The 1021-nt window shown below is 37.4% G+C and carries 2 pseudogenes; one reads left to right on the top strand and one right to left on the bottom strand.

The window, feature by feature from the left end:
* Window positions 1–224: pseudogene (locus ACFIL8_RS10955) on the bottom strand (DUF3987 domain-containing protein); the annotation flags it as partial.
* 86 nt (window positions 225–310) lie between these two features.
* Here ACFIL8_RS10955 and ACFIL8_RS10960 point away from each other — a divergent pair.
* Window positions 311–1021 (top strand): annotated as a pseudogene (locus ACFIL8_RS10960) (SDR family oxidoreductase); the annotation flags it as partial.

The raw sequence follows: 1021 nt of genomic DNA on the forward strand, positions 1-1021 counted from the left end.
AAAGAACGGTCTGATTGATATTCCTTCCGTTCCAAATCGGATAAAAAACCAGATAATTCATCACGAACCAACAATAGACCACGGGGGTTTTCTTTTAACAATTCCCCAAGCTTTTCGACGGTCACATCGTTGACAATAAAACGAGAGACATCCTCATCACGCGTATTGTCTTTAGAGAGGGTTTCAGACAAAAGAGCACGGGCTGTTTCAAGATCTCCTTTTTTATTGCTTTAATACATAATGCATGGCTAAAAATAAACTAGCTGAATATTAATGATTACAACTTCAGGTATAGAAAATGCTAAACGAAATGATAAAAAACACGACCGGAATTTACTCACAACAACAGAAACGTATTTTAGTCACAGGAGGCGCTCGCGGCATCGGTAAAGCAATTGTTCTAAACTTATTGAAAAATGGTCATAAGGTAGCAAGTGCAGACATCATTGACATAGAACTACCAACCTCCATCGATACGGCAAGCTTATGTAAATTGATTGTTGATATCCGCGATAAAGAAGCCATTGACTCTTCTGTCCATAAGGTTATCTCAGAATTTGGTGGCTTGATGTCTTAGTTAATGTAGCAGGCATTTGTTATAGTGGCGATCCAGAAACAATTGATGCTCAAGAATGTGCTGAAACATTTGATGTGAATATTAAAGGAATGTTCTATATAACAGCTGCTACTTTACCCTATCTAAAAAAGGAAATTCGCACCGATATTATAAATATTTCATCCATATGGGGTGTAGAATACAATCCTTCTTTAATTTCATATTCTTCTTCTAAATTTGCTGTAGAGGGCTATACTGGTGGGTTGCGCTTATGGGGAATGCCACAAAATATTCGTGTTTGTTCAATCCAAGTTGATAAAGTTAATACGGATTTTCGTCGCAATTTTAAAGGATTCCCAGAGATACCTCCAGAGAATCTTGCCAAAATGCTTCACCCAGATGACATTGCTTCCGCGGTCAACTTTATTCTTTCCTCATCTAATACCGCACAAATTTCTTCTATAC

The sequence above is a fragment of the Bartonella sp. AP57NXGY genome, from assembly GCF_042195805.1.
Lineage (GTDB): Bacteria > Pseudomonadota > Alphaproteobacteria > Rhizobiales > Rhizobiaceae > Bartonella.